The organism is Streptomyces calidiresistens (genome assembly GCF_014141525.1).
In the GTDB taxonomy this organism is placed as follows: domain Bacteria; phylum Actinomycetota; class Actinomycetes; order Streptomycetales; family Streptomycetaceae; genus Streptomyces; species Streptomyces calidiresistens.
In genome coordinates, this window is record NZ_VKHS01001381.1 from 1 (window position 1) to 777 (window position 777).

General features: G+C 71.3%; 1 protein-coding gene. It reads left to right on the top strand.

Annotated elements, in window-relative coordinates:
- The first annotated feature begins 141 nt into the window (after positions 1–141).
- Positions 142–639 (top strand): hypothetical protein, encoded by a 498-nt coding sequence (locus tag FOE67_RS27420; RefSeq protein ID WP_182608475.1) that lies wholly within the window; start codon positions 142–144, stop codon positions 637–639.
- Positions 640–777: the final 138 nt, after the last annotated feature.

Genomic DNA, 777 nt, shown 5'->3' on the forward strand with positions numbered 1-777 from the left:
GAGGCAGCGAATCCAGACCCGCCAAGGCCCCCTTCCCCGGTGCGCCGGCCGCGATCACCCGCGATGGATCACGGCAAAACCGGCACCGCCGACCCCTCCGACGGGCCGTCCTTCCATCGCCCTGTTCTCAAGGAGCGCTCCATGGCTGTCCGCACCCAATGGACGATCACGCACGACTGCGGTCACGAGGCCGTCCATGACCTGGCCCACCGCCCCGCCGACAGGCGGGCCGGGTTCGCCCGCTGGCTCGCGACCAGGGACTGCACCGACTGCTGGAAATCCGCTCGCGAGGCCGACACCCTTTCCAAGGAGCAGTGGCTCGCCGCCAAGCGCGCCGAGGAACGGCAGGCCGCCGATGAATGGGCCGCCCGTTTCCACATGCCGCCGCTGGAGGGCCCCGAGAACATCCTCGACTGGGGTGAGCGCTGCCGTCACCGGTTGATGGTCGCCGCCCACACCGCACTGGTCGTCGAGGGCACCGGGGACGAGGGCGAGTGGGCGGCCCTGGAGGAGCGGGCGCGTGCGATCACCCGAGCCGGGTGGTGGATCGACCAGCGCGAGGCGGAAGGCCGTGACCTGCCGGAACTCCTCGACGCCGCCGGCGACTCGGACCGCGGAACCGAGAACCCCCACTGGTGAGAACGGGCCGCAACATAGCCGGGCATCGCCGGTTTGGCCAACCGGCGATCGTCCGGACCATTGATCCTGCCACCGCTCCACCGCCCCCGTGGAAGGACCTTCGGTGACCGATCCCTGTCCGCCCCCGACCACCCCGGC

Excerpts from the sequence above, each read along its gene's own strand:
- FOE67_RS27420 (WP_182608475.1), top strand. The coding sequence starts at position 142 with ATGGCTGTCCGCACCCAATGGACGATCACGCACGACTGCGGTCACGAG.